Origin of the sequence: Rhodococcus sp. X156 (assembly GCF_004006015.1) — a bacterium.
GTDB lineage: Bacteria > Actinomycetota > Actinomycetes > Mycobacteriales > Mycobacteriaceae > X156.
Map to the genome: position 1 here is coordinate 3,526,166 of NZ_CP034766.1, position 25,020 is coordinate 3,551,185.

Genomic DNA, 25,020 nt, shown 5'->3' on the forward strand with positions numbered 1-25,020 from the left:
ATCCGGGTGCGATGCTGGGAGGGCGCGAAGGGAGGCAGACCTGTGACCAGCCAGGACCAAGTGGTGGTGCCCCGCCGAGGCAGTGAGCCCTCGCGGGTGCGACCGGCCGCGCCGCTGACGGCCAAGATGTCGGCGCTGGCGCGCCGCGACACCGCGCCCGAGCTGGCGCTGCGGCGGGAGCTGCACCGCCGCGGGCTGCGCTACCGCCTACAGGTCAAGGTGCCCGGCAACCGCCGCCGCACCATCGACATCGCGTTCACGCGCGCGAAGGTGGCAGTGTTCGTGGACGGCTGTTTCTGGCACGGCTGCCCGGTTCATGCGACCAAGCCCATGGCCAACAGCGACTGGTGGCGCTGGAAGATCGAGGGCAACCAGGCGCGCGACGAGAACACCACGCAGCTGCTCGAGGACGCGGGGTGGAGCGTGCTCCGCATCTGGGAGCACGAGAGCGCTGACGCAGCCGCCGACCAGGTGGTCCGGGCGCTCGGGCGGTGACTTTGCGTCAGCCGGCGAGCGCGACCGGGGTTCGCGCCCCTGGACGACCCAGCTCGGCCAGCACCTCTTCCTTCTCCAGCGCCACATCGGGGTTCAGCGGCGCAGCATCGACAGCAGCCACCAGGCCAGCCGCGTTCTGTGCGATGACGTCCCGGTCGCGCAGAACCTGCTCCCGCAGCACGTGGTAGGCGACGGCGACGTTCACGCCGTTGCCCAGCTGCTTGTAGGTCAGCGCCTCACGCTGCTCGCCAAAGGTGAAGTCCTCCGGCAGGCCCTGCAGGCGCGCCGCCTCGCGCGGGGTGAGCCGGCGCTTGTGCGCGCCCAGGATGCTGGTCTGGGTGATGGCCACCAGCGCGGGTGTGTAGGTCGGCTGCTTGGCCCGGATGCCGGAGGGGCGGAAGTGCATCACCGTCTCCCAGAGCGACGGGGCGTCCTTCGCCTGCCACTCGAGCTTGCGGCGCGACGCCGGGAAGTGCGCGAGCCCGTTCCAGCGGCTCAGCCACTCGTCGATCGCCTGCCGGTGCGTGGTGTAGAGCAGGGCGTTCTTGTGCAGGAAGTTCTTCTTCCAGTCCGGAGTGCCAACGGGGATGCGCAGGTGGTCCAGGGGCGTGAAGTGATCGGCCCACACCGGAAATCCCGGGAGCTGGCGGACACCGTCGCGCCGCAGGGTGGCCACGAAGTCGTCCCAGGCGTTGATCCACTCGACCTCGTCGCCGTTCAAGGCGTAGCGCTCGCGTCCGTCGACCTCCGACTCGGCGGTGAGCGGCAGGTGCTGCTCCAGCGACCACGACTGCGGGTCCCACGAGTCGACGGGACCGCGCGTCACCACCGGGAGCGGGTCGATCTTGGCCGCCTCCGACCCGGCCAGCGTCGCGACGATGAAGACGCGCTCGCGGATCTGTGGGCGCCCGCCCCGCTCTGGCGGCAGCAGGTGGGGGGAGAACACCGCGGGCTGGCTGGAGACCTGGTAGCCGAGCTCGCGGAGGCTGGCGATGATCACCTCCCACTCGTGGCGGTGGCGCGGTCCGGCGATGTTGCGCACGTTCTCCAGCAGGACCACTGCCGGTCGGCGCTCCTCCAGCACCCGCAGGATGTTCCAGAACAGGGTGCCGCGCGCCTCGTCCATGCCCCGCTGGAAGCCTGACTTGCTGAACGGCTGGCACGGGAAGCCAGCGGCGAGCACGTCGTGCTCGGGGACGTCCATCCGGTCGGTCGTCGCGTCCACGATGTCGCACAGCGGGTCCATGCTCCAGTTGCGCTCGTACACCGCAGCGGCGTGCCGGTCGATCTCGGAGGCGAAGACACACGTACCACCCATGGCGGTGAGCGCGGCATGGAAGCCCCCGATGCCCGCAAAGAGGTCCACGAAGGTGAAGCCGGGTGCCGCAGTCATGGAAGGAGCTTAGAACGTGCGTTCGAGCTTGGCAAGCTGCAGCACGGCGAGTCGGCAACCTCACAAGTCGCGGCTGGCCAACAACATCGGAGAGCTACGCGCCTTGGCAAGGTTGAGGCTGAACTTCGGCTTTCGAGGGGCGCCCGACGCCTGGTTCCCCTGCCGCATCAGTGACATCACCTTCTCCTCCAGCGCTTGCCCGAGCACCGACTCATTCGTGATGAAGTACGCCTCCAGGCGCCGTGGGGTGAACGCGTGCTTGGACCGCCGGGCGTATCGAGGCGGAGCCGCCCGTCTCGCTGGCACCTTGCCCGCGGTGGCCCGTTGGTCGCGCTGCCACTGCCGGAATGCGCCGTCGTCGTACTGGGCCTCACCGGACAGGACGATGAACCCGAGACCCTTGCCCTCCTTAAGGCAGGCGACCACCCCGTCGACCGCGTTCAGCGGAGACACTCCAGTCGACGCGGCGTGGAGCTTGAAGTCCCACACCTGACCGAGGGCGTAGTCGAACGTGGTGTTCTCGTACTTCGCCGGTTGCCCACCGAAAGCGTTGATGCACGCCGGAATCCCGACGAACTCGAGGAAGAAGCCGGCCCACTCGTCCTGAGCCCACTGCGAGTACTCAGCCTCCCGCATCCGCTCGACGCAGTCGCGACCCACCATCTGCGCGGGCAGGGCGAGGGCCAGCGCCTCGAGGATTCCCTCGGCCTCGTGACGGGGAGAAGACGCAACACCCGGGACAGGGCCCCGGTTGCGGCGGCCCAGCTGGCGCTCCGCAGCCTCGAGCAGCGTGTTGAGTCCTTCGAGCGTGATCGTGTGCCCCGCCGACCAGCAGGTGTCAGTCCAGCTCGCTCCCAACCTTGTCGCGATGGCAGCGCCGAGCGCTGGCTTGGCAAGGGTCTGATCGACCTCGAGCTGGAGACCGGTCACCAGCTGGAGCAACGCCGACTTCCGCTCCTTGCTCCCCGGCCCCAACGACTCGGGGGGTCCGTCGAACAGTGCGCTGATCCGGGTGACGGCCTCGAGCTTGCTCCGAGCCGCTACGAACTCAGGAGGAGCAGCTCGCCCTTTCTGTCGGCGCTTCTCCCGCTCTCGCTCAGCTCCAACGAGCAACGCATTGAGCCCGGCCAGCGTGATCGTGTCTCCCGTCGACCAACACTCCGGCGTCCACTCGACCTCCAGCTGGCTGGCTATCTCCGCTGCCAGGCCGGGCTTCGGCAACGCCAGGTCCACAGTCAGACCAAGTCCGCCAGCCAGCCCGACCAGCGCGGACTTGCGCTCCTTGCTTCCGGGCCCGAGCTTCTCGGGAGCGGCCCCCGCGAGCGCGCTGATCCGCGTGACTGCCTCCAGCTTGCTCACCGCAGGAAGAAACTGACCGCTTGCGCCCACCATGCGCCCCCAATCTCACGCCCACCCCGAGCCGAGACCGGAACCTTATCTATTGCGCAACAAGGTAAACGGCGCGCGTGTCCTGGCCGACGGCCTCACGACGCTGGTGCGCGTGTGGACGAGAACCACGTGCACCGGTTCCGGTGCCGACCCAGGGCCTGACGATCGGGGCGCTGCGCTGACTCTGCGGGCAGTCGCACACGCCTTCGGTCATATGTCATGTACTCCGACCCTTTGAGCTCTGGTGACACCGCGAGCAGGAGTCCTCGAGTCACGGTGAGCAGGTGGAGGTCGAAGAGTGTGTGCACATCTGCGCGAAGAAGCAGTCCGTTCGACACGTGCTGCGTGTGGGCGCCCGCGTAGGAATCAATGTGGGCCGCTTCAAGGACCGCAAGGACTCTCGAGCCGGTGACTGCGCACTGACCTCCGTAGGCCGCGATCAAGCCGGCCCGAAACCCCTCCTGTCCGCGGCGCTGCGCCACCGCACTCAGGACCTTTCGACGCGTGTCTGTCTCGCTGTGCTGGTATTGCACGTCACTCAGAGGTAACGCGACGTCCGATCGAACGGGGACCACCGTGCGGGTCGGCTTCGGCGGGGCGAGCGCGCTTGACCGAGGATTGAACAAGGACCGCAGGTACTTGGCGCCGGTTTCGCTGTCGATGCGCACCGGACCGCGATTGAGAGCTGAAGCGGTTCCTGTTCGTCGTTGCACCTCCGCCCAACGCGGCTGGCTGACCGGCCGATCCGACACTGTATTGAAGCCGAACCTTGCGACATAGCGCGCTACCTGACGATCACGCCAAGGAATAGCTGGCCTGCTCGGAACTGGCGCCACTGGCGACGACGACGCACGGACCCACGACACAACACTGGCCCCGCCCAACCAGAAGATGACGTCGTCGCCGGCCACAATGGGCGTACGGCGGGTGAGGTCCCAGGCGTGATGGTTGCGTGCGATGGCCCAGTGATCGGGAAACTCTTCGCCGATTGGTATGACCCATGCGGTCAACGGACGTGCTCCTACCCGTGTTCACATCGGGTGGGGGCGTGTCCTTGGCGGAAGCCCGTCGGGCCGTGCTCAGCTGATGGTTGTCAGAAATCTCTTACGCGAGCACTAGTTCACGCAGTGCTTGTCGTGTCTGGGCGTCCGTGGAGTACAGCACCGTTCCGACCATTCCCCGCGTCAGCAGCACCTTGTAGACGTGACGCACCAGCTGATCGAACTGTGCGTCCGACACCTTGGTGGTGCTGCGCATGTCGGGATCGCGGTTGGCCGCCCGCACGGTGGTGAACCGACCATCGCGCCACACCAGGTCCGGACCAAGGATCACTCCGCTCCAGTCGTACTCGAAGCCCTGCGCGGTGTAGATGCAGCCGACCTGCCCAAACCCGCCGTCCTCGGTGGCCCACAAGGCGGAGGGCGGCGCCTCGCCCACGCGCCGGTCGCCCTTGAGGTTCCAGGGCCGCGCCCACGCGCCGACCTGCACGTCCGGCACCAGGGTGCCGTCGGGTCGTGGATCGCTCCAGGGCCAGCAGTAGCCGGCGGACATCCGCGCGGAGTAGCCACCCTCTCGCTGCTGCTGGAGCAGCTGCTCCAGCTCCTCCGGGCTGTCGGCCACGCGGACCTGGAACTGTGGATCGCCATGCCACTGCTCCGGTGCGCCTGCCTCACTCAATCCGAGGAGCTTCTGGGTCCACAGCAGGTACTCCTGGCTGCCTCCACATCGGAACTGCTCGCCCAGGTGAACGTGCTGGGTCTCTAGCCCCATCGACTCGGCGTGGCGGAGGATCTGGTTGAGCGAACCCATCTCCCCTGGGCGCACCACCTGGTGCTCGTCGAGCAAGAAGACCGGCACGCGCGCCGCCGCGATCAGCTCATCGATCTGCGGTCGGTCCGTGCGCAGCGCGGCCTTGGTGTAGCGATCGACCGAGGTCGCGCGGATGCGGTGTGCCTCGTCCAGCACCAGCACGTCCAACCCGTTCGTCTCCGCGGTCATGAACTGGTTGAAGTACTTGAACATCGACTTGACCCGGGGGGCGCGATGCCCGGCCACCTTGCGCAGAGTCTGGGTGAACGAGCGCGAACCCGTGGCGTGCAAGACCGAACGACCCTGCCGCGCCAGCTCCCCCAGCAAGGACAGCGCCACCACGCTCTTGCCGCTGCCCGGCCCGCCACTGACCACGACCACCCGCTTGGTGTTCGACGCCCGTGCCTGTTCCACCGCGTGCAGCACGAGGTCGACAGCGAGCTGCTGGTTACCCAGCAGCCGAAACTGCTCCCGGTCACGCACCTCGTCCGCCGCCACCTTCAGCAGCTGCTTGGAGGGGGCAACGGCCGAGCGGACCAAGGTGTCGGCAACGGAGTGGCCGGCTGATCCCGGAGCCAGGCGTGAGCGCAAGAAGCTGAGCAGGTCACCCCGGTCAGCACCGGTGAACAACCGGCCGGTCGTGGATACGGGGTAGCGGCGCAGGTCCGCAACCGACGCTGGGTCGGTGGCGTTGTGCAGGTAGGCCAGGCCCGCCAGGGCGTCTGGCTGGTCTTGTAGTGCGCGGAGGAAGTCAGCGAGGTAGGCGCAGTAGCCCTGCACCTGCGCCACCGGGTGGAGCTTCGGCCCGCCGGGCATGCCCGGCACGTCCACCAGCTCCACGCTGCCCTCGTACGAGCGCGCGGACGACCACTGCTTGAGCTCCACCACGACGTAGGACGGTTCTCCGGTGTCCGGATGCGTGCCGGCGAGCACCACGTCGGCCCGTTGCGAGGTGAGGGGCAGGTGGTACTCGACCAGCATCTCCACGCTGCCCAGGCCGGCGTCCACCAGGTCGCGGGCCAGCACGGGCAGGCTGCGGCCCCACGAGGTCTGCTCTGCCGGACTCGGTCGGTGTCCGGTGCGGATCAGCATCTGCTCCAACAGCTGTTCGACGAGTGAATCAGGGCTGGCGAGGCCGACGATGTTGGTCGGCGTTGTGCGCAGCAGCGTCACGGACAGGTCCCCCCGGGCAGCACGAAGTGATTCGTGCGGGTGGGGGCATGTCCTGGCGCGCTGCATCTTTCAGCGCTCGGAAGCCGGTCGGGCCGCGGCATCAGGGTAGCGGCACCAGAAGCCGGGGCGACCACCACGCGCCGCGCATCCGCAGGCCCGCACCGTCGGCATGAAGCCCAGGCCAGCATCCGTGTCACCGGCGTGACCGCCACCGACCTGGACACGACCATCCATGCAGCGCCCGAGTCCCCCCGGCGCTGGGGTCGGCCAGAACCGCGCCGAACACATCGCCGCGGCGCCCGACATGCCGTTGCGAACCACGCCAACGCCGTCGTCGTTAGGGACGGGATGGTGCTGCCCGGGCTGGTTGGGTGGTCACGCCGTCACGCCGGTGCCCGGATCGCCGCAGGGATGAGGGAGCGCCGCTCCGGGCGCCGTCAGGTGGCGCGCCGGGCAGCCCCGCCAGCGCGCGCGGCAGCGACTGAGCCGGGTCAGCGACCCTGCGCGCTGTCCGCGGCCTGCGAGCGGCCCTCGGCCGAGTCCGCGAACTGCGGAGTGTCGAACGACTCGCCCCGCAACGGGTCGCGCGGGCTGTTGTCGGCGGAGTACTCCACCGACCCGGTCGTCCGGTTGACCTCCAGCTCGCCCGCGGTGACGGGGTGCACCGCCACCAGCAGGTGGCCCGAGTCGCTCGACGCCGCGGCCTCCGGAGCGGGAGCCAACCCGGAGAAGGTGGCTGAGATGCCGGCGGCGGTGCGGCGGCGCGGTCCCGGCTCGCGCACTGCCGCCGGCGAGTCCGAGACCGGTGCGGCCTGGCCGTCCGGCCTGGCGATCCGCACGTAGTGCGGCGTGCTGGCCACCTCGTAGCGGAAGGCCTTCAGCATGGACACGCAGGCCAGCACCAGCACGATGGAGAACGGCACCGCGGTGGCGATCGAGGCCGTCTGCAGGGCGGTCAGCGACCCGGCGCCGCCCACCAGCAGCAGCACCGCGGCCGCCACACCCTGCAGCAGGGCCCAGTACACCCGGGTGATCTTGGGGGTCTCCAGCTCGCCGCCGAAGGCCAGGATGTCGATCACCAGCGACCCGGAGTCGGAGGAGGTGACGAAGAAGAACACCACCACGGCGATGGCCAGCAGGCTGGTGACCGTGGCCAGCGGAAAGCCGTCGAGCAGCGCGAACAGGGTGGTGTTGGTGTCCACCGCGCCGTCGTCGAGCATGTCGTTGTCGTTGCGCTGCCGCAGGATGCCGGCGCCACCGAAGATGGTGAACCACAGCGAGCCGATGATGGTCGGGGCCAGCAGCACCCCGAACACGAACTCACGGATGGTGCGCCCGCGGGAGATGCGGGCGATGAACATGCCGACGAACGGCGCCCAGCTCATCCACCAGCCCCAGTAGAAGATGGTCCACGCGCCGGCCCAGCCGTCGTCGGCGAAGGGCGAGGTGCGCAGCATCAGGTCAGGCAGCGCCTGGACGTAGCCACCCAGGTTCTGCACCCACGACTGCATCAGGAACAGCGTGGGGCCCAGCAGCAGCACGAAGATCGCCAGCGCCGCCGCCAGCACCATGTTGATGTTGGACAGCCACTTGAGTCCCTTGGTCACCCCGGAGACCACGGAGAACATCGCGATACCGGTGACCGCCACGATGAGCGCCACGGTGAACCAGTTGTTGGTCTCGATCCAGCCGAGGTACTCCAGGCCGGCGGAGATCTGCTGGACGCCGAAGCCCAAGGAGGTGGCCACGCCGAAGAGGGTGCCGACGATGGCGACGGTGTCGATGGCGTGCCCGACGAAGCCCTCCACCCGGGCACGGCCCAACAGCGGCTCCAGCAGCCACCGCACCGACAGCGGGCGGCCCTTGCGGTAGGTCATGTAGGCCATGCCGAGGCCGACGACGACGTAGATGGCCCAGGCGTGCAGGCCCCAGTGGAACAACGTCAGCTCCATCGCCTGGTTCGCGGCGGCGTCGGTGGAGCCCGCCACACCCCCAGCCTCCGGCGGGGTGACGTAGTGCGACAGCGGCTCGGCCACGCCGTAGAACACCAGCCCGATGCCCATGCCGGCCGAGAAGAGCATGGCGAACCAGGACAGCACCCCGAACTCGGGCTTCTCGTCGTCGCGGCCCAGCCGGATGTTACCGATGCGGCTGGCCCCGCAGTACAGCGCGAAGAGCACGAAGCCGGTGGCGCTGAGCACGTACCACCAGCCCACACCGTCGGTGATCGCCGAGTTCAGCGACTCGAAGGCGTCCGAGGCGGTGGTGGCGAAGACCACCGAGAACACGATCATCGCCACGATCACGATCGAGGCGGGGATGAAGACGGGTTTACGGAGTCCGCTCCACGCCTTGTGCACTGAGCTCACGCGACATCGTTCCTCTGCTGTCTGCCCTGTCGGGGGCCGGTCTCGGGATGCCGCGGCACACCAACCAGAGCTGGCCTCGCACCCAGCTGGGTCTGCGGGGGCGCTCTGCGGGTACCGCGCACCGATCACGGACGCGCGCGGCTAGAGCTAACAGGGCCGGAGACACCGTGGATCGCCGTCGCGTCGTCATGGATCCTCACGCAGCGTAGTCGCCGAGCCGGCGTCCGGACCTGTCGGACCCCGCCCCTACCCTGACCAAGGACTGGGGAGGTAGCCGTGCGACGGTTCGGACAGACGTGGTTGTACTCGCCGCGGGACGTGCTGGCCGTGCTGGAGTGCGAGCACCGCCTGCAGCTGGAGCACGCCGCGGCGCAGCACCTGCTGCCGCGCGCCGCCGGGGGCCCCGACGCCACGCTCGAGCTGGTCAAGAGCCACGGCCTGCGGCACGAGCACGACGCGCTGGCTGCCCTGGGCCGCGTGGCCGAGGTCCGCACCATCGACGTCCCCGGCCACGACGACCCGGCCCTGCTCGACGCCGCCCAGGCCACCACCGACGCCATGGACGCCGGTGTCCCGGTGATCTACCAGGCGGTGCTGCTGGTGGACGGCTTCCTCGGCTACGCCGACTTCCTGGTCGGCGTCGACCTCGGCACCGGCAAGCCCCTGCTGGAGGCCGACGGGCGGCAGCGCTACGAGCCGGTGGACACCAAGCTCGCCCGCCACGCCAAGCCCACCGCGCTGCTGCAGCTGGCCTGCTACGCCGACGCCCTGGTCCGTCTCGGCCGCCCGGTGCCCCGCCAGGTGCACCTGTGGCTGGGCGACGGCTCGCGCCAAGCCGTGCCCGCGGCCGACGTGCTGCCGCTGGCCCAGGAGTACCGCGGCCGGGTCCTCGCCCAGCTCACCGCCGAGCCGGCCGTACCCACCCCGACCTGGGGCGACGCCCGCCCCGCCTGCGGCACCTGCGGCTGGTTGGAGCACTGCGCCGACGGACGCCGGCAGGCCCGCGACCTCAGCCTGGTCGCGGGCATGCGGCGCGACCAGATCCACCGGCTGCGCGAGCAGGGCGTTGCCACCGTGGACGCGCTGGCCACCGCCGCCGATGGGCAGCGACCGCCCACCATGGGTACCGACACCTGGACCCGGCTGCGCGCCCAGGCGGCGCTGCAGGTCGCCGGGGCCGGGGCGCTGCCGCCGCGGCACGAGGTGTTCGACCCCGCGGGCCTGGCGCTGCTGCCGGCCCCCGACCCGGGCGACCTGTACTACGACATCGAGGGCAATCCCTTCGCCGAGGACGGCGCGGGGCTGGAGTACCTGCACGGCCTGGTCGACACCAGCGAGCGGTTCACCGCGTTCTGGGCACACAACCGCCCCCAGGAGAAGCAGGCCTTCGAGCAGCTCGTGGACGCGCTCACCGCCGCGGCCGCCGCCCACCCGGGCATGCACGTCTACCACTACGCGCCCTACGAGCGGACCGCCCTGACCACGCTGGCCGCCCGGCACGCCACCCGGGAGGAGCAGGTGGACCAGCTGCTCCGCGACGGGCGGCTGGTCGACCTCTACGGAGTGGTCCGCCGCGCCGTGCGGGTGTCCACCGAGAGCTACTCCATCAAGAAGCTCGAGCCGCTCTACATGGGTGCGCAGCTGCGCACCGGCGACGTGACCAACGCCGGTGACTCCATCGTGCAGTACGAGCAGGCCGTCGAGCACCGCCGCGCCGGGCGCCACGCCGCCGCCGACGAGCTGCTGGAGTCGATCCGCGACTACAACGAGTACGACTGCGTCAGCACCCACCGGTTGCACCAGTGGCTGCAGTCGCTGCAGGCCACCACCACCTCCGCCCCGCTGCCCCCGGCCGAGGTGGTGGAGCGGGAGACGCCGGAGACCGAGCTGCTCGCCGAGCGGTTGCGCACCGGGGTGCCCGACGCCGACCGCACCCCCGAGCAGCAAGCCACCGCGCTGGTTGCCGCAGCGCTCGGCTACCACCGGCGCAACCAGAAGACGTTCTGGTGGGAGCACTTCGACCGGCTGCGTCGTCCGCTGACCGAGCTGGTGGACGACGACGCGGTGGTGGTGCTGGAGTGCGCGGAGGGCAGCGAGTGGGCCAAGCCCACGCCCCGCAGCAACCTGGCCCGCACCGTCACCGCGGACACGGTGTCCACCCCCGAGGACGTCGCCAGCCTCGGCCAGCAACCGTTCGTCGTCTACGGCTCGCCGTTGCCCGAGCACCTGGAGCCCAGCGCCGACTCCGACCGCGCCACCCACACCGGCGCCAAAGACCTCACGGTCGCGGTCGGCTCCGTCAGCTTCACCGAGCGTGCACCCAAGGGCAGCGAGGGGTGGACGCAGCTTCCGCTGGCGCTCACCCCCGCCGCTCCGCCGCACACCGCGGCCCTGGAGGCGGTGCTCTGCGGCCTCGGCGAGCACCTGCTCGACGATCCCGCGCCGCGCGCGGCCTGGTTCGCGCTGCTCACCGCCTGCCCGCCGGTGACCCCGCTGCCGCGGACCAAGGACAACGTCGCCGACATCACCGCCGCGGTCGCCGCCCTCGACCACGGGGTGCTGGCCGTGCAGGGACCGCCCGGCACCGGCAAGACCTACGTCGGCAGCCACGTGATCGCGGCGCTGGCCCAGCGGGGCTGGCGCATCGGGGTCACCGCCCAGGGGCACAAGACGGTGGAGAACCTGCTGGAGCGGGTGGTGGCCCTCGGCGCCACGGTGGCCAAGGAAGTCCCCGCCAGCGGCCCGCGCGGCACCGAGACGTGGCAGACCCCGAAGAAGCTGGTCGACTGGATGGCCGCGCAGGAGGGCGGCTACGTGGTGGGCGGCACGGCGTGGACCTTCGCGCGTCCGGCGGTGCGCGAGCACCCGCTCGACCTGGTGGTGGTGGATGAGGCCGGCCAGTTCAGCCTGCCCGACGCCCTGGTCACCGGCTCCGCGGCCAGCCGCATCCTGCTGCTCGGCGATCCCCAGCAGCTGCCCCAGGTGAGCCAGGGCCAGCACCCCGAGCCGGTGGACGTCTCCGCGCTCGGTCACGTGCTGGGCGAGCACGCGCTCATCCCGGCCACGCACGGCTACCTGCTCGACGTCACCTGGCGGATGCGGCCGGAGGTGTGTGCCCCGGTCTCGGCGCTGCAGTACGAGGGCGCCCTGCACTCCCACGAGCAGTGCATCCGTCGCACCCTGGCCGGCGTCGCCCCGGGGGTGCACCTGGTGGACGTCGACCACCACGACAACCGCACCCGCAGCGACGAGGAGGTGGCCGCAGTGGTGCAGCTGGTCAGCGGCCTGCTCGGTGCCGAGTGGACCGACGTCGACGCCGCGCCCCGGCCGCTCGACCAGTCCGACGTGCTGGTGGTCGCCCCGTTCAACCGCCAGGTGGTGGCGCTGCGGCGCGGCCTGGACCACGCCGGCTACCCGGACGTGGCGGTGGGGACGGTGGACAAGTTCCAGGGCCGCGAGGCGGCGGTGGTGATCGTCAGCATGACCACCTCCAGCGGGGACGACCTGCCCCGCGGCGTGGAGTTCCTGCTCAACCGCAACCGGCTCAACGTGGCGCTGTCCCGGGCCATGCACACCGCCTACCTGGTGCACTCGCCGCTGCTGCGGCGCATCACGCCCACCTCCACCGACGGCCTGCGGGCCCTCGGCGCCTTCTTGGGGGTGCTGCACTCGGCCGAGGCGCCGCCGGCTGCGGGGTAGCGGCCAGTCCGGCGATGAATCGGCGCCCGGCGCCGCGTCTGCCCGGGAGATGGCAGCACCACCCACCCCAAGGAGACGTCATGACCGAGCCTGTGTCCTCCCAGTCCGCCAGCACGCCCACCGCATCCGCGCTCGCCGGAGCACCCGTCTGGATCGAGCTGTTCAGCTCCGACCTCGACCGTGCCGACCGCTTCTACGGTGAGCTGCTCGGCTGGTCCGCTGCGCACATGGGGCCCGAGTACGGCAACTACGTGCAGTACAGCCGGGACGGCAAGCTGGCGGCCGGGGGGATGCCCAACGACGGCTCCTCCGGGGGCCCCGACGCGTGGTCGGTGTACCTGTCCACCGACGACGTCGAGGGCACCACCGCGTCGGTGACCGCCCACGGCGGCGCGGTGCTCGTCCCCCCGATGCCGGTGATGGACCTGGGCACCATGGCCGTCTACGCCGACCCCGGCCAGCACCCGATCTCCGCCTGGCAGCCCGGCACCCACCCTGGCTTCGGCGCGCTGGCCGAGCCGGGCTTTCCGGCGTGGTTCGAGCTGCACACCCGCGGCTACGACCAGACCGTGCAGTTCTACCGGGACGCCTTCGGCTGGGACGCACACACCGCCAGCGACGCGGAAGACTTCCGCTACACCACGCTGGGCGAGGGTGCGTCGCAGAGCGCCGGCATCATGGACGTCAGCAGGTTCCCGGACGACCACCACACCGGCTGGAGCATCTACTTCACCACCGAGGACACCGACGCCTCGGTCGCGCAGGGCCGGGAGCTGGGCGCCACCGTGATCCGCCCGCCGGAGGACACGCCCTTCGGCCGGCTCGCCACCCTCGCCGACCCCACCGGGATCGTCTTCAAGCTCTCCGGCCCCACCGGCTGACCCACCGCGCACGCCCACCCCGCCGGGCACTCCTGCTGCCACACCAGGTTTCAGCGAGTGCCCGGCCGCCCGGGGTGGCAAACTCGGGGCACGCTCCGCGGGACGGTCCGTATCGGATCTAGAAGCACCCGCCGCCACGTCGCGGCGCGGTCCTGCACCAGACGATGTTGCGCCCTGGAGGCTTGATGCGAGCGATGGTGTACCGCGGGCCCTACAAGGTCCGGGTGGAGAACAAGGACATGCCCAAGATCGAGCACCCCAACGATGCGATCATCCGGGTGACGCAGGCGGCGATCTGCGGCTCTGACCTGCACCTCTACCACGGGATGATGCCCGACACCCGGATCGGGCACACCTTCGGCCACGAGTTCATCGGCGTGGTCGAGGAGGTCGGCCCCTCGGTGCAGAACCTGCAGCGCGGCGACCGCGTGATGGTGCCGTTCAACGTCTACTGCGGCGCCTGCTACTTCTGCGCGCGGGGGCTGTACTCCAACTGCCACAACGTCAACCCCAACGCCACGGCGGTCGGCGGGATCTACGGCTACTCGCACACCTGTGGCGGCTACGACGGCGGCCAGGCCGAGTTCGTGCGCGTGCCCTTCGCCGACGTCGGGCCCTCGATCATTCCGGAGTGGATGGACGAGGAGGACGCGCTGCTGTGCACCGACGCCCTGGCCACCGGCTACTTCGGTGCCCAGCTGGGTGACATCGTCGAGGGCGACACCGTCCTCGTCCTCGGCGCCGGCCCCGTCGGGCTGTACGCCGCCAAGTCCGCCTGGCTGATGGGTGCCGGCCGCGTGATCGTGGTCGACCACCTGGAGTACCGGCTGGAGAAGGCGCGCACCTTCGCCCACGCCGAGACCCGCAACTTCGCCGAGTACGACGACATCGTGGTGGAGATGAAGAAGACCACCGACTACCTCGGCGCCGACGTGGTGATCGAGTGCGTGGGCGCAGAGGCCGACGGCAGCTTCCTCCAGCAGGTGACCTCAGCCAAGCTCAAGCTGCAGGGCGGTTCACCCACTGCCCTCAACTGGGCCATCGACTCCGTGCGCAAGGGCGGCAACATCTCGGTGATGGGTGCCTACGGCCCCATGTTCAGCGCCGTGAAGTTCGGCGACGCGCTGAACAAGGGGCTGACCCTGCGGATGAACCAGTGCCCGGTCAAGCGCCAGTGGCCGCGCCTGTTCGAGCACATCCGCAACGGCTACATCAAGCCGAACGAGCTGGTCACGCACCGCATCCCGCTCGAGCACATCGCCGAGGGCTACCACCTGTTCTCGGCCAAGCTCGACGACGTCATCAAGCCCATCATCGTGCCGGACGCCAGCTAGCTCGGAAGGAGCGCCACATGACCTACACCGCCGACCGGCCCCAGCCACCCGAGTCCGCCGACGAGCTGCGTGCCCGCATCCCCGGGTGGGGCGCTGACCTCGACCCCAAGGACCGTCCCTCGGTGCCCAAGCTGCGCTTCGACCCCGGTGCGACCGGCGCGCACTGGGACTTCCCGGAGCGCCAGCCCGAGCACCAGCCCCGGGAGCGCTCCATCGAGCACGCGATGCTCACCCCAGTGTTCGGCACGTCGGCGCCGCTGCACGGCGTGTCCGGAGCGATCCGGCGCCTGGCCTACCGCCGGTACAGCGAGGCCCGGGCGGCGCACTGGCTCATCCTGCTCGGCGCCGACCGGGTCGACGCCGTCGGCAGCCACGTGCGGTCGTTGCTCACCCTGCACCCGGACAACCCGATCACCGAGACGGGCATCCGGGCCGAGCTGACCGGGCACGGCCTGACCTCGCGGTTCGGCCGCAAGCGGGTGGACAACGCGCACACCTGGATCGACCCGATCCTGGTGGCCGGACCGTGGGTGGCCGCCGCCGGAGGGGTCGCCGCCGGGCTCGCCGCCCTGGAGAAGCGCCGCCGCGCCTGACGCTGCGCACAGCTGTCGGACCCCCCTGGGCATGATGTGGTTCTCACCACACACATCGGGGGATGCGACAGTGCCAACACTGCTACCGGAGAGTCCGCGCCTGGCCAACGGCGCCGAGCAGGTCGTGTGGGACGCGCTGCGCGAGCAGTGCGGCAGCAAGGACCTGCTCGTCGCCGGCCAGCGGGTCACCAACCATGCCAAGGACTTCGAGATCGACGTGGTCGCTGTGCTGGACGGGGCCGGCATCGTCACCATCGAGGTCAAGGGTGGCGACGTCTGGCACGACGGGCAGTCCTGGCGGCAGCGGCACGGACCGATCGACCCCGTAGGACAGGTCCGCGGCGCCAAGTACGCGCTCCGCAGCTACCTCGAGTCCGACCCCCGCTGGGGCCGCCGCGGTCGGGTGCGGTGGGCGCACCTGGTGGTGCTCCCGCACGCGGCCGTCGAGATGGACTTCGCCCTGCCCGACTGTCCCCGGTGGTCGGTGGTGGACCGCACCCAGCTCGGCAGCATCGCCGAGCTGGCACGCGACGCGCTGCGCCAGCAGGCCAGCGCCAACCGGTGCGCCAACCCCGAGGACGTCGAGGTGGTGCAGGAGGTGCTGGGTGGGCGCATGCTGCCGCAGCGCGACGTCGTCGCTCGCGCCATGGAGCACGAGGACGCCGCGGACCGGCTCACCGAGGCCCAGTCGTCAATCCTGTCCGCGACGAGGGCGCTGCACCGCATCGAGGTGCGCGGCGGCGCCGGCAGCGGCAAGACCTACCTGGCCTGCGAGCAGGCCCGCCGGCTCACGCGGGAAGGACAACGCGTGGCGCTGCTGTGCTACTCGCACGGGCTGGCCTCGTACCTGCGGCGGTTGTGCGCTGAGTGGCCGCGCAACCAGCGGCCGGCCTACGTGGGTGAGCTGCACGAGCTGGGGATGCGGTGGGGTGCCGACGAGGGGCCACCGGAGAACTCCGACGAGGCGCCCCGCTTCTTCGAGCAGCGGCTGCCCCAGCAGATGACGGAGCTGGCCGAGGCGCTCCCTCCCGGTCAGCGCTTCGACGCGGTGGTGGTCGACGAGGCGCAGGACTTCGCCGACTCGTGGTGGTACCCCGTGCTGGCCGCGCTCAAGGACCCCGAGCGCAGCGGACTGTACGTGTTCAGCGACGAGGGCCAGCGGGTGTTCGAGCGATACGGCAGCCCGCCGGTGCCCCTGGTCCCGCTGATCCTGGACGCCAACCTGCGCAACACCCGGCCCATCGCGGAGTCGTTCACCCCGCTCGCCGGGCAGCGCATGCGCCTGCAGGGTGGCGAGGGCCCAGCCGTCCGCTTCGTGCCCTGCAGCAGCGACGACGCCGTGGACTGCGCCGACGACGCCGTGGAGGCGCTGCTCGAGGCAGGCTGGCGTCCGGAGGACGTGGCCCTGCTGACCACCGGCAGCCGGCACCCCGAGCAGAAGGAGCGGCAGCAGCAGGGCCACGAGGCCTACTGGGACAGCTTCTGGGACAGCGAGCAGGTGTTCTACGGCCACGTGCTGGGCTTCAAGGGGCTGGAGCGGCGAGCCGTGGCCCTGGCGGTGAACTCCCTGGCCGAGCACTCCCGCATCCGCGAGCGGCTCTACGTCGGGCTCAGCCGGGCGCGCGACCAGCTCGTCGTCTGCGCCGACCCGCAGCTGATCCGCAGGGTCGGTGGAGCTGAGCTGGCCCGCCGCCTCGGCGTCGACGACTGAGCGGTCAGTCGTCGCTGACCACGAGGGTGACCTCGATGTTGCCGCGGGTGGCGTTGGAGTACGGGCACACCTGGTGAGCCTTCTCCGCCAGCTCGGTCGCCTGCGCGTGCTCGGTGTTGGGCAGGGTCACCTCGAGGGTGACGGCCAGGCCGAAGCCGCCCTCCTCCCGCGGACCGATGCTGACCTGCGCGCCCACGCTGGAGTCGCCGATGTCGACCTTGGCCTCGCGGGCCACCATCTGCAGCGCGGAGTGGAAGCAGGCGGCGTAGCCGGCGGCGAAGAGCTGCTCGGGGTTGGTGCCCTCCCCGGACCCGCCCATCTCCTTGGGCGCGGCAAGGTCGAAGTCGACGCGACCGTCGGAGGAGCGGGCGTGGCCGTTGCGGCCGGCTCCGGTAGCGAGGGCCTCGGCGGTGTACAGGGTCTTCATGGCTGTTCTCCTTCGGTGAATGTCGCCCCTGCGGACCGCAGGTGGGCGGTGTAGCGGACGAGCGTGTCGCGAGGCTCGCTGAGCTCCTCCTGCCTCAGGAAGCGTTGAGCTGCTCCACGACCAGCTCGGCCACCCGCGTGCTCGACGCCGGGTTCTGGCCGGTGACCACGGTGCCGTCAACCACGGTGTACGGCTCCCAGGCCGCACCCAGCTCGAACTTCGCCCCCGCCTTGCGCAGCCGGTCCTCCAGCAGCCACGGCGCCTTGTCAGCCAGCCCCGCCTGCGTCTCCTCCTGGTCGGTGAAGGCGGTCAGGTCACGACCGGTGAAGGCCCAGCTGCCGTCGGTGCGCACAGCCGGGAGGAAGGCCGCCGGTCCGTGGCACACCGAGGAGACCACCTTGCCCGCGTCGAGCAGCTCGATGAGCAGCCGGCCCAGCTGCGGGTCGACGGCAAGGTCCTCCATCGGGCCGTGCCCACCGGGGATGAACACTGCGTCGTAGTCACCAGCAGAGACCTCCTCCAGCGGCACCGGCTTGGCCAGCACGTCCGCGAGGGCGTCCAGCTCGGCGCGGAGCTTGTCCGACGCCTCCTGCCCGCCCACGGCGTCGGGGGCGAGGCTGCCCTCGTCCACGGTGGGCCGGACCCCGTTGGGGGTGGCGAAGGTCAGGTCGACACCGGCCTTGCGGAACACCGAGACCGGGCTGAGCAGCTCCTCGGCCCAGAAGCCGGTGGGGTGCTGGGTGCCGTCGGACAGGGTCCAGTGGTTGGCGCCGGTGACGACGATGAGCACGGAAGACATGTGGTTCTCCTTGCGATCGAGTGGCCGCGAGTCGGTGCTCGCTTCTCCCCAGGTGCAGCGACCACTCCCCGCCGTGCATTCCATCTGCCCCGTCGGCGCAGGTCAGGGCGCGGATGCAACGGCACCCACCCACCCCCAGGCTCACGAGGCCGGCAGCCACGTCCTGACCGCCGTCACCAGCGCGCTCACGCCGATGCTCAGGGTCGGCTCGATGGCGGGGGCGTACCGGGGCGAGTGGTTGGACGGGATGCTCGCCATGGCGGGATCGGTCAGGTCGCCGGTGGTGAACAGGGCGGGATCGGTTCCCCCCAGCAGCCAGTAGGACAGCGGGGCGTTGGCCGCGGTCGCGAGGTTTCCGACGTCCTCGCTGCCGGCCCCGGCGCCCGGGTCCATGATGTTGCCCGCGCCCAGCCACTGGGCGAACGCCTCCAGCGTCCTCGACAGCGCGGTCGGGTCGTTCACCACGATGGGGAAGCGCTCCGTCTCGGTGATCACGGGTTGCTCCGGAGCCCCCGCGGCGGCCGCCTCGGCCCTTGCGATGCGCTCCACGCTCGTGAGCATCTGCTGGCGAACCGCTTCGGTGTAGCTGCGGAGGTTCAGCCTCAGCTCGGCCTCCCCCGGAATGACGTTGGCCGCGTCGCCGGCGCGCAGCGCGCCGACGGTGAGGACTGCGACGTCGGTGCTCGGAACCTCTCGGGAGACGATGGTCTGCAGCCGCAGCACCGTGGCCGCCGCCATGACGACGGGATCGATGGAGCTCTGCGGCATGGAGCCGTGGGCGCCCTTGCCGATCATTCGCACGCTGAGCGAGTCCGAACCTGCGTAGGCCGGGCCCGGGTGCGCGGCGATCTTCCCGGCGGGCAGCGGGGCCACGTGCTGGCCCAGCACGACGTCGGGCCGGGGGAACCGCTCGAACAGCCCGTCGTCCACCATCGCCTGCGCACCGGACCCCAGCTCCTCCGCCGGCTGGAAGACCAGCACGAGCGTGCCTGCCCAGCCCGCGCCGTCGGCGGCGAGGGTCTCCGCGGCGCCCAGCAGGCAGGTGATGTGCAGGTCGTGGCCGCAGGCGTGCGCCACCGGCACGGTGTTGCCTGCCTCGTCCACGGCGGTTGCGGTGCTCGCATAGTCCAGTCCGGTCTCCTCCTTCACCGGCAGGGCGTCCATGTCCGCCCGCAGCAGGGCCACCGGCCCGCTGCCGCGCTGCAGGACCGCCACCACGCCGGTCTTGCCCACCCCGGTGGTGACGGTGAAGCCCAGCGCGGCAAGCCGATCCGCGATGATTCCGGCCGTGCGGTGCTCCTGGTAGCCGAGCTCGGGGTGGCGGTGCAGGTCCTTGTAGAGCTCGGCAAGAGACGGATCAGCGGTGGCTGGGTGCGACATCGGGGCGTCCTCTCGGCAGGCCTGCGCGGCCCACGCGCGTCGAACACCGCGAAAGACCCTCCCACCAGTCATACGCCGATCGGGCCCCGGGCGGCAGGGCCACGATCGGCCCCACCCGCACCCGACCAGGTCAGGGCAGGTGGCAGCCCGTCGCGCCGCTCACCAGCGTGGTGACCTTGGTGCCCAGGTCGAGGTAGGCCCCGTCCGGCGAGACGAACCGAACCTGGTGGTTGTCGGGCCGGTCCACCTTGACCACCACCTCGGTGAACCCGGCGTCGGCGGCGAGCCGCTGGGCCGCCTCCTGGGCGGCCGCCCACTGCTCGTGAATGGCCCGGGGGGCGAGCAGGTCGCCGACGAACACCGTGGTCGCGTCCAGGCCGCTGAAGGGGGCACCACAGCCGGCGCTGCTCTGCTCGCCGACCGGCTGCCACTCCAGCCCACCGGCAGCCTGGCTCACCGCCTGGGCGACGGCGTCGCGCAGCGAGACCACCGAGGCGGTGGCCTCCGCGGAGCTGGGCCGCGCCTGCAGCACCGAACGGGCCTCGTCGGCATTCATGGTTTCTCCCGAGGTTGTGCTGCACCCGACGAGCAGGGCAGCGGTGGCGATGACGACGGCCACGGCGCTTCGCCGGACAGCCGTCACAGGAAGGGGTTCCAGTTGACGACGTCACCAGCACCGAAGTGCTCGCCGTCCACGATGTCCGCGCGGTTGCCGGCGATCACCGCGGCCATGTTGTACTGCGCCATGGTGCCGTCCTTCACGTACTCGCTGTGCCCCTCCGAGCCCGAGCGCTCCTCCCCGTCCGGGGTGTATCCCGAGTCGGTGGACAGCGTGTTCACCCCGTCCATCTGGTTGGGGTCGTAGCCGAACGCGGCGAAGTCGGCCACGGGGTCGTTCTTGGCCTCCGCGACGAAGACGTGTCCCTCCGGCACCTTCAGGTCCTCGACGTGCGACGTGCCCAGGCCAGGGGAGCCGTAGAGCACCGCGTTGTCCACCCCGGTGCCCTGCTGCAGGGCCAGCCCGGTGGTCAGCGAGCCGTAGGAGTGGCCGAGCGCCGTGAGGTTGGGGTCGGTCGGGCGCGAGGCGTCGATGCCGTTGAGGAAGCTGCTCAGGTTGTCCGCGCCCTTCTGCGCAGCCCCGTCGTTGGTGACCATGTCGTCGTTGTCGAAGTCGTCGAGGAACCCGCCCATCGAGGGCGCCTCGTAACCCATCCAGGTGACGGTGGCGACGGTCTCGTCCGAGCGTCCGTCCAGGCGGAGCTGGCTGAGCGTCTCCTGCCGCAGCGCCGACTGGTCCTTGTCGTAGCCCTCCAGGCTGTCGCGAGTGTTGGAGTCGAGCCCCGAGGTGAACACCGACACGTGGTCGGCGGTGTCGACGTTGCCGGTGGCGATCGCCGTCTTGACCATGTCGCCAGAGCTGTCCAGCAGCAGCAGCTGCTTGTCGTCGCCCTCCAGGGTCGCCTCGATGGCATCCAGGTCCTTGAGCTTGTTGTTGACGACGTCGAGCCGCCCGTCGTCGAAGGTGAAGGCTCCGCCGAAGACGTTGTCGTCCAGGTTCTGCTGCAGCCGCTCGGCCTCCGCCTCCAGCGCCGCCCGCTCGTCGGCCAGGCGCGCCCGGTTGGCCTCGTCGCGGACCTCGGCCGGGACGCCGTCCATGTTGCCGACCACGTCTGGGTGGTTGCTCAGGTAGTCCTGCTGCTGCGCAGGGGTGAGGCTGTCCCACCAGGAGGCGTTCTCCGCGGGCGAGCCGTCCTCCGGCGGGGGCAGCGCTCTGAGGCGGCCGGAGTCGCTGCCGGTGGCGCCCGCGCCGTACAGGCTCGTCCCGTCACCGTCGTCGATCTCGTCGTGCGCCGCGGCCAGCAGCACCTTGGCCAGGTCGGCGTCCATGTCCGTGGCGGTGGCCAGCACCCGCTCGAGCCGTGTCACCAGCTCGTCGCGGATCCGCACCCGGTCGGCCTCCGCCGCCTCGGTCAGGCACATCTCGGGTGACGAGACGTCCCGGACCACGCCGTCGTCGCCGAGGCTGAAGCCGTGCTGCGAGGCGAGGGTGTCCGCCTCGCCGAGCATCTGCTGCAGCGTGGTGACGGTGGCCCCGGCCTGGTCCAGCGCCCTGGCCACGGCCGCGGCCTGGGCGGCCGTGCGGCGCAGCGCCTCGGAGATCTCGCCGTGGCGGGTCTCGGCGGCGGTGGCGCCACCCCCCTGCCACTGCGCCGGTCGAGCGGACGCGTCGAGCTCGTCCTGCAGTCCCACGAGCGTGCCGCGGTGCCCCAGCGCGGCCGTCGCCGCCGAGTCGACCCCGCCGAACGACCAGCGGCGCACGTCCCCGATGGTGAGGCTCACGGCACGGCCCGGAAGTCGCGCGCGAGGGCACCGTCCTGGCTGGAGTACGCCTCGGCCGCGGTCTTGAGCCCGGTGGCGTGGGTGTCGACCTGGCTGGCCAGGCTGTCCACCCGCGCCTTCCACGCGGTGCCCAGCGTCGCCGCTGCCGAGGCGCTCTGCGACGCCGGCAGCGCGGTCTCCACGGTGTCGGCCACCACGGGCAGCTTCACCGCGCCCACCTGCTCAGCCAGGTCCTTCGCCGCCGCTGATGCTGCGCGGATCAGGTCCGGCACGGTCGTCAACGTCATCTGGGGCCTCCCCCGAACCTCGTCCCGTCCGCAAACGCTTTCTGCGCCACACGGTCTCACGTGTCCTGGTCACCCTAACCGGCCGCCGCACCGCCTGGGGGCGTGCTGATGTTCCCAGCGCTGCCCGCGGCTCGGCCGTAGCCTTGCCGGCGGGGCGAGGGGGTGGCGATGACGGCCGAACCAGCACGGACCGCGCACTGGGACCTGGTGGTCGTGGGCGCCGGGCCCGCCGGCTCTGCCACCGCCCTCGGCGCGCTGTCGGTCGACCCGAACCTGCGGGTGCTGCTGCTGGACCGCGACGTCTTTCCCCGCGACAAGACCTGCGGTGACGGCGTGACCCCGCACGTCCTGGACGCCCTGGCCGAGGTGGGGGTGCACGGCATGCTCGACGACTGGACGCCCGTGCCCCAGCTGCGGCTGGACCTGGGCGCCGACAGCGTCTGCCGGCCACTGGCGCGCCAGACCTGGGTGGTGCCGCGTGCCGTCCTGGACGCCCGCCTGGTGGCGGCAGCCACCGCGGCCGGTGCCGAGCTGGCCCAGCACCGGGTGCGCGCGGTGCGCCCGCACCCCGACCGGGTCGTGGTGGACGAGAAGCTCTCCGCCACGGTGCTCGTCGGGGCGGACGGCGCCCAGTCCCTGGTGCGCCGCGCCAGTGGGCTGACGCCGGTGCGCCGGCGGGCCCTGGCGCTTCGTGGCTACGCCCCCACCCCGACGGCCCGTGCCGCCCAGCAGGTGATCGCCTACGGCCACGGGCCCCAGCCCGCCTACGCGTGGTCGTTCGACCGGGGCGACGGCTACGCCAACGTGGGCTACGGGGAGCTGCTGCACCCGGCGGGGGCACCGCCCTCCCGTGCGCTGCTGCTGCGGCGGCTGGCCGAGCTGCTGCCCGGCGCCACCGACGGCGTGGCCGAGGTCAAGGGCCACCTGCTGCCGCTGTCGTCGTGGCGGTGGCCGCACCCGCAGGGCCGGGTGCTGCTGGTCGGCGACGCGGCCGGGCTGGTCAACCCGATGACCGGGGAGGGCATCTACCACGCGGTGACCAGCGGCATCGTCGCCGGCCGCACCGCGGCCACCGCCATCAGGCAGGGGCTGGGCCACCTGGCGGGCGGGCGCTACCGGACGGCGCTGCGTGCCCGGCTCGGCTCGCACCAGCGGCACACCGCGGCGGTGGCCCGGCTGTCCTCCAGCGGGTTGCTGGTGCGCGCGGGCATCCGGGCCGCGGCCGCCGACCAGGTGGTGTTCGACGACCTGGTGGAGGTGGGACTGGCGTTCGGCCGGGTCAGCCCACGCACCGTGGCCCGGGTGCTCGCCGGGCCACGGCGCAGCCGCTAGCCCAGCCACTCCCCGCGGGTGGGCGGCAGGCCGCTGCGCAGCTGGGCGTCCGGACGCACCGCCAGCACCTGGTTGAGGCCGGTGCGCAGCTGCTCGAACGCCAGCGCCGACGCCGCCAGGTACAGCCGCCACACCCGCGCCCGGCCCGGACCGCCCAGCTCCACCGCCTCGTCCCACCGATCGTCCAGCCGCTGCACCCAGGCCCGGCAGGTGCGTGCGTAGTGCTCGCGCAGCGACTCCACGTCGCGCACCTCCAGCCCCGCCTGCTCCAAGGTGTCCACAGTGGTGGCCAGCGGGTGCAGCTCGCCGTCCGGGAACACGTAGCGCACCAGGAAGCTGCGCCGCGGGTCCATCACCGGGCCGGGCCGCCGGGAGATGGCGTGGTTGAGCAGCCGCCCACCCGGGGCCAGCAGCCCGTGCACCTGGTTGGCGTAGACCTGCAGCTGCTCCTGCCCGACGTGCTCGGCCATGCCGATGCTGGAGATGGCGTCGTAGGGCCCGTCGGACACCTCGCGGTAGTCCTGCAGCCGGATCTCCACCAGGTCGCTGAGCCCGGCCTCGGCCACCCGCTTGCGGGCCAGCTCGGCCTGGGCGGTGGAGATGGTGACCCCCACCGCGTGCACGCCGTGCTCGCGGGCGGCGTGCAGCACCATCCCGCCCCAGCCGCAGCCGATGTCCAGCAGCCGCATGCCCGGGCGCAGGCCCAGCTTGGTGGCGATGAGTGCGTACTTGGCCTCCTGCGCCTGGTCCAGGGTGGACTCCGGGGTCGGCCAGTAGCCGCAGGAGTAGGTCATCGTCTCGCCCAGCACCAGGCGGTAGAACTCGTTGCCGACGTCATAGTGGTGCGCGATGGCGTCAGCGTCCCGGCGCAGCGCATGCCGGCGGCCCCGCAGCCGGGACTCCTCCGGCGGCGGCGCCGGCGGCAGCCCCACCGCCCGCAGCCGCAGCGCGGTGCGCACCGCCCCGAGCCGGTCCGGCCAGCTCAGCGACAGGTCGGGGCGCTCCTCGGCGGCGAGCAGGTCCGGCAGCGACAACGCGGCGTACAGGTCACCCTCGATGTCCAGGTCACCACTGACGTAGGCGCGGCCCAGGCCCAGCTCGTCCGGGCTCCACAGGAAGCGCCGCATTGCCCGCGGCGTGCGAATCACCAGAGTTGCCGGGGAGTCGGGTGGTCCGGCCTCGGAGCCGTCCCAGGCACGCAGCCGCAGCGGGAAGTCCTCGCCCAGCAGACCGCGCAGGATCGGACGGAGCTCCTCCACCACCGGCCGGCGCTGGCCGGAAGCCCTCACGGGAACACCTCGTCGCCGGTCTGCGCGTCGGTGGCGGAGATGGCCTCCACCGGGCAGCTCTCCATCGCCTCCTGCACCTCCGGGGAGTCCTGGACGGGGTTGGTGGCTACCACCGTCTGCCGCTCCGGTCCCTCCAGGAACACCTCCGGGGCGCTGCCGCGGCAGTACGCCGAGCCGATGCAGGTGGCGTCAACCTCGACGTTCAACGAACGAGCCATGGATCCCTCCTCGGTAGAACATGTTCTTGACCGGCCCATCTGCGCTGGTTACCGTGGTTCTGGTCGTGTGACGCAGCGCACTTGATCGGAGGATCGTCCGAT

At 71.3% G+C, this 25,020-nt stretch carries 19 protein-coding genes; 7 read left to right on the top strand and 12 right to left on the bottom strand.

Features of this window, described 5'->3' with window-relative positions:
• Positions 1 to 126 precede the first annotated feature (126 nt).
• On the top strand, positions 127 to 495 hold the full coding sequence (locus ELX43_RS16640; protein ID WP_127784993.1) for a very short patch repair endonuclease: 369 nt from the start codon (positions 127 to 129) through the stop codon (positions 493 to 495).
• Between the two features lie 7 nt (positions 496 to 502).
• Here ELX43_RS16640 and ELX43_RS16645 read toward each other — a convergent pair whose 3' ends face one another.
• From ELX43_RS16645 to ELX43_RS16665, 4 genes are all read right to left on the bottom strand, one after another.
• Positions 503 to 1,888, bottom strand: a complete 1,386-nt coding sequence (locus ELX43_RS16645) for a DNA cytosine methyltransferase (RefSeq protein ID WP_127784389.1) — start codon at positions 1,886 to 1,888, stop codon at positions 503 to 505.
• A gap of 60 nt (positions 1,889 to 1,948) precedes the next feature.
• Positions 1,949 to 3,247, bottom strand: a complete 1,299-nt coding sequence (locus tag ELX43_RS16650; RefSeq protein WP_127784390.1) for a hypothetical protein — start codon at positions 3,245 to 3,247, stop codon at positions 1,949 to 1,951.
• A gap of 1,134 nt (positions 3,248 to 4,381) precedes the next feature.
• On the bottom strand, positions 4,382 to 6,259 hold the full coding sequence (locus tag ELX43_RS16660) for a DUF2075 domain-containing protein (RefSeq protein ID WP_241249364.1): 1,878 nt from the start codon (positions 6,257 to 6,259) through the stop codon (positions 4,382 to 4,384).
• Positions 6,260 to 6,750: 491 nt separating this feature from the next.
• A complete protein-coding gene (locus tag ELX43_RS16665) occupies positions 6,751 to 8,628 on the bottom strand; it encodes a BCCT family transporter (RefSeq protein ID WP_127784393.1) in 1,878 nt (625 codons plus the stop codon).
• A 276-nt stretch (positions 8,629 to 8,904) separates the two neighbouring features.
• Between ELX43_RS16665 and ELX43_RS16670 the strand changes: the two genes are divergently transcribed.
• From ELX43_RS16670 to ELX43_RS16690, 5 genes are all read left to right on the top strand, one after another.
• On the top strand, positions 8,905 to 12,327 hold the full coding sequence (locus ELX43_RS16670) for a TM0106 family RecB-like putative nuclease (protein WP_127784394.1): 3,423 nt from the start codon (positions 8,905 to 8,907) through the stop codon (positions 12,325 to 12,327).
• A gap of 80 nt (positions 12,328 to 12,407) precedes the next feature.
• A complete protein-coding gene (locus ELX43_RS16675) occupies positions 12,408 to 13,208 on the top strand; it encodes a VOC family protein (protein ID WP_127784395.1) in 801 nt (266 codons plus the stop codon).
• Positions 13,209 to 13,393: 185 nt separating this feature from the next.
• Positions 13,394 to 14,542: a zinc-dependent alcohol dehydrogenase gene (locus tag ELX43_RS16680; RefSeq protein WP_127784396.1), complete on the top strand. Its 1,149-nt coding sequence runs from the start codon at positions 13,394 to 13,396 to the stop codon at positions 14,540 to 14,542.
• Positions 14,543 to 14,559: 17 nt separating this feature from the next.
• The gene (locus ELX43_RS16685; protein ID WP_127784397.1) at positions 14,560 to 15,135 is read left to right on the top strand and encodes a hypothetical protein; all 576 of its coding nucleotides are present in this window, start codon (positions 14,560 to 14,562) and stop codon (positions 15,133 to 15,135) included.
• A 70-nt stretch (positions 15,136 to 15,205) separates the two neighbouring features.
• Positions 15,206 to 16,846, top strand: a complete 1,641-nt coding sequence (locus tag ELX43_RS16690) for an NERD domain-containing protein (protein ID WP_206518052.1) — start codon at positions 15,206 to 15,208, stop codon at positions 16,844 to 16,846.
• Positions 16,847 to 16,850: 4 nt separating this feature from the next.
• Here ELX43_RS16690 and ELX43_RS16695 read toward each other — a convergent pair whose 3' ends face one another.
• The 6 genes from ELX43_RS16695 to ELX43_RS16720 all read right to left on the bottom strand — a co-directional run bounded on the left by ELX43_RS16695 (position 16,851) and on the right by ELX43_RS16720 (position 22,079).
• Entirely contained in the window at positions 16,851 to 17,273 is a 423-nt protein-coding gene (locus ELX43_RS16695) for an organic hydroperoxide resistance protein (protein WP_127784399.1), read from the bottom strand.
• A 94-nt stretch (positions 17,274 to 17,367) separates the two neighbouring features.
• A complete protein-coding gene (locus ELX43_RS16700; protein ID WP_127784400.1) occupies positions 17,368 to 18,072 on the bottom strand; it encodes a type 1 glutamine amidotransferase domain-containing protein in 705 nt (234 codons plus the stop codon).
• 141 nt (positions 18,073 to 18,213) lie between these two features.
• Complete coding sequence (locus ELX43_RS16705) at positions 18,214 to 19,452, bottom strand: amidohydrolase (protein WP_127784401.1); 1,239 nt, start codon at positions 19,450 to 19,452, stop codon at positions 18,214 to 18,216.
• 130 nt (positions 19,453 to 19,582) lie between these two features.
• The gene (locus tag ELX43_RS16710; RefSeq protein ID WP_127784402.1) at positions 19,583 to 20,008 is read right to left on the bottom strand and encodes an LppA family lipoprotein; all 426 of its coding nucleotides are present in this window, start codon (positions 20,006 to 20,008) and stop codon (positions 19,583 to 19,585) included.
• Between the two features lie 83 nt (positions 20,009 to 20,091).
• Complete coding sequence (locus ELX43_RS16715) at positions 20,092 to 21,792, bottom strand: alpha/beta hydrolase (RefSeq protein ID WP_127784403.1); 1,701 nt, start codon at positions 21,790 to 21,792, stop codon at positions 20,092 to 20,094.
• Complete coding sequence (locus tag ELX43_RS16720) at positions 21,789 to 22,079, bottom strand: hypothetical protein (RefSeq protein ID WP_127784404.1); 291 nt, start codon at positions 22,077 to 22,079, stop codon at positions 21,789 to 21,791. Before ELX43_RS16720 ends, ELX43_RS16715 begins: the two co-directional genes overlap by 4 nt.
• A gap of 168 nt (positions 22,080 to 22,247) precedes the next feature.
• Here ELX43_RS16720 and ELX43_RS16725 point away from each other — a divergent pair, with 168 nt between their 5' ends.
• Complete coding sequence (locus tag ELX43_RS16725; protein ID WP_127784405.1) at positions 22,248 to 23,411, top strand: NAD(P)/FAD-dependent oxidoreductase; 1,164 nt, start codon at positions 22,248 to 22,250, stop codon at positions 23,409 to 23,411.
• Here ELX43_RS16725 and ELX43_RS16730 read toward each other — a convergent pair.
• Together ELX43_RS16730 and ELX43_RS16735 are read right to left on the bottom strand one after the other, a co-directional pair.
• Positions 23,408 to 24,700 carry a cyclopropane-fatty-acyl-phospholipid synthase family protein gene (locus tag ELX43_RS16730; RefSeq protein WP_241249366.1) on the bottom strand — a complete coding sequence of 431 codons (1,293 nt, stop codon included), beginning with the start codon at positions 24,698 to 24,700 and terminating at the stop codon, positions 23,408 to 23,410. The genes ELX43_RS16725 and ELX43_RS16730 overlap by 4 nt on opposite strands.
• Positions 24,697 to 24,918 (bottom strand): ferredoxin, encoded by a 222-nt coding sequence (locus ELX43_RS16735; protein WP_127784406.1) that lies wholly within the window; start codon positions 24,916 to 24,918, stop codon positions 24,697 to 24,699. The genes ELX43_RS16730 and ELX43_RS16735 overlap by 4 nt, the downstream gene beginning before the upstream one ends.
• Between the last annotated feature and the right edge of the window lie 102 nt (positions 24,919 to 25,020).

Coding starts and splice junctions, on each gene's coding strand:
- ELX43_RS16700 (WP_127784400.1), bottom strand. CDS start 18,072: ATGTCTTCCGTGCTCATCGTCGTCACCGGCGCCAACCACTGGACCCTG.
- ELX43_RS16725 (WP_127784405.1), top strand. CDS start 22,248: ATGACGGCCGAACCAGCACGGACCGCGCACTGGGACCTGGTGGTCGTG.
- ELX43_RS16705 (WP_127784401.1), bottom strand. CDS start 19,452: ATGTCGCACCCAGCCACCGCTGATCCGTCTCTTGCCGAGCTCTACAAG.
- ELX43_RS16675 (WP_127784395.1), top strand. CDS start 12,408: ATGACCGAGCCTGTGTCCTCCCAGTCCGCCAGCACGCCCACCGCATCC.
- ELX43_RS16645 (WP_127784389.1), bottom strand. CDS start 1,888: ATGACTGCGGCACCCGGCTTCACCTTCGTGGACCTCTTTGCGGGCATC.
- ELX43_RS16680 (WP_127784396.1), top strand. CDS start 13,394: ATGCGAGCGATGGTGTACCGCGGGCCCTACAAGGTCCGGGTGGAGAAC.
- ELX43_RS16720 (WP_127784404.1), bottom strand. CDS start 22,079: ATGACGTTGACGACCGTGCCGGACCTGATCCGCGCAGCATCAGCGGCG.
- ELX43_RS16735 (WP_127784406.1), bottom strand. CDS start 24,918: ATGGCTCGTTCGTTGAACGTCGAGGTTGACGCCACCTGCATCGGCTCG.
- ELX43_RS16685 (WP_127784397.1), top strand. CDS start 14,560: ATGACCTACACCGCCGACCGGCCCCAGCCACCCGAGTCCGCCGACGAG.
- ELX43_RS16695 (WP_127784399.1), bottom strand. CDS start 17,273: ATGAAGACCCTGTACACCGCCGAGGCCCTCGCTACCGGAGCCGGCCGC.
- ELX43_RS16640 (WP_127784993.1), top strand. CDS start 127: ATGTCGGCGCTGGCGCGCCGCGACACCGCGCCCGAGCTGGCGCTGCGG.
- ELX43_RS16710 (WP_127784402.1), bottom strand. CDS start 20,008: ATGAATGCCGACGAGGCCCGTTCGGTGCTGCAGGCGCGGCCCAGCTCC.